General features: G+C 53.1%; 3 protein-coding genes. All 3 read left to right on the top strand.

Going from position 1 to position 4,225, the window contains the following annotated elements; genetic code table 11:
* Positions 1–944, top strand: a 944-nt coding sequence (locus tag ABYP39_RS17665; protein WP_372783911.1) for a 3-hydroxyacyl-CoA dehydrogenase family protein, incomplete at its 5' end; no start/stop codon positions are given.
* On the top strand, positions 941–2,374 hold the full coding sequence (locus ABYP39_RS17660) for an MFS transporter (RefSeq protein ID WP_372783909.1): 1,434 nt from the start codon (positions 941–943) through the stop codon (positions 2,372–2,374). The genes ABYP39_RS17665 and ABYP39_RS17660, both read left to right, overlap by 4 nt.
* A 30-nt stretch (positions 2,375–2,404) precedes the next feature.
* The gene (locus ABYP39_RS17655) at positions 2,405–4,033 is read left to right on the top strand and encodes an AMP-binding protein (protein ID WP_372747893.1); all 1,629 of its coding nucleotides are present in this window, start codon (positions 2,405–2,407) and stop codon (positions 4,031–4,033) included.
* Positions 4,034–4,225 lie beyond the last annotated feature (192 nt).

Genomic DNA, 4,225 nt, shown 5'->3' with positions numbered 1-4,225 from the left:
TACCACTGGTGCAGGAAGCGATTGGAGCGCACCTGATCGATATTGGCTACTGCAGTGCTGCGGATCTTGAAGCGGCCTACAATCGTGTTTCCGTACAGAACGATCTGGCATTAGCGGTGCAGGGCGCCGGTCTGGTCAGCGAATCCGTACCGGAACGTCTCACTCTTAAGCGCGACGTGTTTGCTCAGCTCGATGCACTGTGTTCGTCAGAGGTTCTGCTGACGTCAAATACCTCAGCACTGCTGGTTTCCGATATGGATAGTGCAATTGTCCACGGTGAGCGATTTGCGGCGCTGCACTCGCATTTCGGTGCATTGTTGTTTGATATTGTTGCCGGTCCGCGCTGTGGTTCCAATAACGTAGAGCTGCTTGTTCGCTACGTGCGCAGCTTGAGTGCCGAACCATTGGTGTTGAGGAAAGAATTTCCGGGCTACGTTTTTAATGCCTTATTGGGCTCGGTACTGTCGGCCGCCAAGTGGGAAGTGATTAACGGCCGGGCCACTATCGAAGAAATCGATCGTGCGTGGATGGCTTACTTTGCTGCGCCATTTGGTCCCTTTGGATTAATGGATCTGTTTGGTCTGGATGTGGTGGCCGATAGCTGGCGCGAGCCGCGCGAAGACCCGGTGCGCACGGCGCGACAACCGCAGGTCAGCGCGTTCCTGGAAACGTATCTCGATGCAGGCCGTCTTGGTCGCAAGACCGCAGCGGGTTTCTATGACTATCCAGAAGCTGCGTTTATGGCGTCGGGGTTCACCGACAAGGCTGAAACGGAGCGGTTAGCCCCCTTGCTAACTGCGCTGATAGACACTGCGATAACGATCGAAAGTCAGGGCGTTGCATCGAGCAGTGATATCGACCGCGCCTGGTGCACGGCCTTGGGCATGAAACAAGGGCCTTTTTCCTTGCGTCAGGACGCTACTACAGGGCAACAGACAACATGAAAGCGACAACAAAAATAGGTTACGGAGTAGGGCAACTCGCCGATGGCGTCAAACAAGGTGCTTTCGTAACCTTTTTGTTTTTTTATTATAACCAAGTGTTGGGCCTGTCAGGTTCTCTGGCAGGCACGGCCTCTCTATTGGCATTGATGATTGATGCCATAACCGACCCAATGGTCGGGCAGATTTCTGACAACTGGCGCTCACGTTGGGGGCGTCGCCATCCCTTTATGGTGGCCGGCAGTGTGCCCTTCTGTATAGCAGTGGTGATGCTGTTTAACCCCCCGGATGGGCTGGGGCAGACGGGCCTTTTCTGGTGGCTCCTGGGTGGCGCGGTTTCCGTACGGTTGATGCTGACGCTGTTTTTTGTGCCTCACCTTTCGCTTGGCTCGGAAATGGTCAGGGACTACCATGATCGAACCTCGCTTATTGGTTATCGGGTGTTTTTCTCCTATCTGGGTAGTCTGGTTGTTTCTGTTGTGGGTTTTGCAGTGTTTTTCCCGCCTACCGAAAGTTTCAGCAACGGCATGTTAAATCCGGCAAATTACGGCGGCTTTGGATTGTTTGTCGGGTTGCTGGGTACTGGCGCGATGCTGTGGTGTATCGTGTCCACCTTTCATGTTATCCCGTCGTTAAAGCCACCCGCTGAGCAGCGTAATACCCGCAATCCACTGTTTGCGGTGGTCGATGTTTTTACCAGCTTGCGCGAGAAAGCGTTCCGGGTGCTTTTCTTTGGCACTCTGATGTTCAATGTACTCGCCGGTGTCAGCCTGACGCTGCTGGTCTATGTAGCAACCTACGTTTTCGGATTCGATTCCAAACAGTTGGCGCTGTTAGCCACGTCGCCGCTGGTCGGCATCATGCTTGCCTCCACCATCGCCCAGACACTGTCACGCAAATTCGATAAGCGATTAGCTTCCGGATTGTGTTCGCTGACGGGGGCAATACTGTCCTCCACGCCGATGCTGCTGTTTCTCGCCGGCTCTTTAGATAATATGGAAGTGCAAGACAGATTGTGGCTAGTGTATCTGTTCAATGGGGCCGCTCAGGGCTTCTTTATTGCCTTTGTCATACTGCTCGACTCGATGCTTTCGGATACCGCCGATGAGCATGAGGTCAATACAGGGCGGCGCGAAGAAGGGCTGTTTTTTGCCGCTCGCTCTTTTGCTACCAAAGCCAGTTATGGTTTGGGCAGTTTTTTTGCCGGTATTGCCCTCGATATTATTGCCTTTCCTCGGGGTGTTGCGCCGGCTGATGTGGCAACAGACTCGATCACTCGCTTGGCGATTGTGGCCGGGCCCCTGCTGACGCTGCTATTCGTTTTTGTGTTAGTGATTATTCGCCGTTATCCTCTCGATGCGGCGCGTTATCAGGAAATAGAAATTGCCTTGCAACGCTCTACTGCAGTCAATGGCAGTACTGCTTCAGATTGATCGAAGAAATTACAATAAGGAGAACACTGCATGAGTAATCGTTTTGCCTACTGTGATCGTGTTGTTGACAGCATGATTGAGCCGGGCCACAGAAACTTGCTTGATATCTTCGACCAGTCGGTAAAACAATTTGCTGATCGTGTGGCCTTCAATGCATTGGGTCAGGATATGACCTTTGCAGAGGTGGAGCGACAAAGCCGAGCTTTCGCTGCTTGGTTGCGCAGTGATGGTGGACTGCAACCCGGTGATCGCGTTGCGATACAGCTGCCGAATCTACTGCAGTATCCCGTGGCTGCCTGGGGCATTATGCGAGCGGGTCTGGTGCTGGTAAATACCAACCCGCTGTATACCGAGCGTGAGCTGGAGCATCAGCTTAAAGACTCTGGTGCACGTGCCATTGTCATGGTCAGCGAATTTCTGGGCACAGCTGAGAAAGTGCTGCCGAATACCCCCGTTGAAACGCTTATTGTCACCAATATTTTTGACATGATGGAAGCTCAGCCGGCCCCTGAAACACCGCTTGCGGATAAACTGAGGGTTGTGACTCTGCCTGAAGCCCTGGCTGGCGGTGCCGACTTGCCGTTGCCTGCTTGCGATGCCGGTATGAAGGATGTCGTAGTATTGCAGTACACCGGTGGTACCACTGGGGTTGCCAAGGGGGCGGTACTCACGCACGGCAGTTTCTATACCTATGTGCATCAGGCGGAGGCCATGCGCGCCGATGACCCGGATTACAGCACGGATAAACCGGAAGTGTTGATTGCGCCATTGCCCATCTACCATATTTTCGGTTTCACGCTTTACCTAATAGGTAACTTTTCTAGCGGTGGTCAGTCGGTACTCATCCCGGACCCGCGGAATCTCGACGGCATGATGGATATCATGAAGTCTTACCGGTTTACCGGTTTTGCAGCGGTCAACACCATGTTGGTCGGAATGCTGCAGAATCCTAAATTTGATGAAATTGACTGGCGCCACAATCGCGGCACCATTGTCGGCGGTGCGGCCCTTGTGCCTGAAGTGGCCAAAGAGTGGATTGCGCGCACCGGCAGTAAATTATTCGAGGGCTACGGCCTCTCAGAGACTACTGCTGTGGTCTGTGTGAATACCCACCGTCACAACCGTCTGGGCACAGTTGGCAAGAAACAGATCGGCGAGGAAATAAAAATCGTTGATCCCGAAGGTAACGAACTACCCGATGGCGAAGAAGGTGAACTGGTGGTGCGTGGCGGCCAGGTTATGCGCGGCTATTGGAATCGCCCAGAAGCAACAGAAGAAGCTATCGATGAAGACGGCTTCTTCCGCACCGGTGATGTTGCTGTACGCGATCCCGACGGTTTTTATCGCATCGTTGATCGCCTGAAGGACATGATCATCGTCTCCGGTTTCAACGTCTACCCGAACGAAATCGAAAATGTAGTATACGAACACCCCGATATCGTTGAAGCAGCGGTAATTGGCAAGCCAGACCCGAAAAGCGGCGAGGCAGTGGCGCTGTATGCCGTTACCAAGAATCCAGCGCTGTCAGAAACAGAGCTCAAGGATTTCTGTCGCCAACACCTGACAGGCTACAAGATTCCTAAGACAGTTACGTTTATGGATGAGTTGCCAAAGTCTGCAGTTGGTAAGATTTTGCGACGGGAGCTGCGGGATCAGTAGGTAGGCGGGCGCATGGCGTCCTTTTTCTGTCGGCAAATCGCAAGCTATTGAAAACGCAGGGGTCTTGGGCGTGCTGGCAGTAGTGATCTACAGCACTTGAAACCAAAAAGGGCTTACGGTTTCCCGTAAGCCCTTTTTTTGTTTGGCTCCGCCTGCTGGGCTCGAACCAGCGACCCAATGATTAACAGTCAT

The sequence above is a fragment of the Litorivivens sp. genome, assembly GCF_041625495.1.
Taxonomy (GTDB): Bacteria; Pseudomonadota; Gammaproteobacteria; order Pseudomonadales; family Spongiibacteraceae; genus Litorivivens.
Note: the sequence above shows the minus strand (reverse complement) of the source record. Positions and strands in the feature narration are given on the sequence as shown.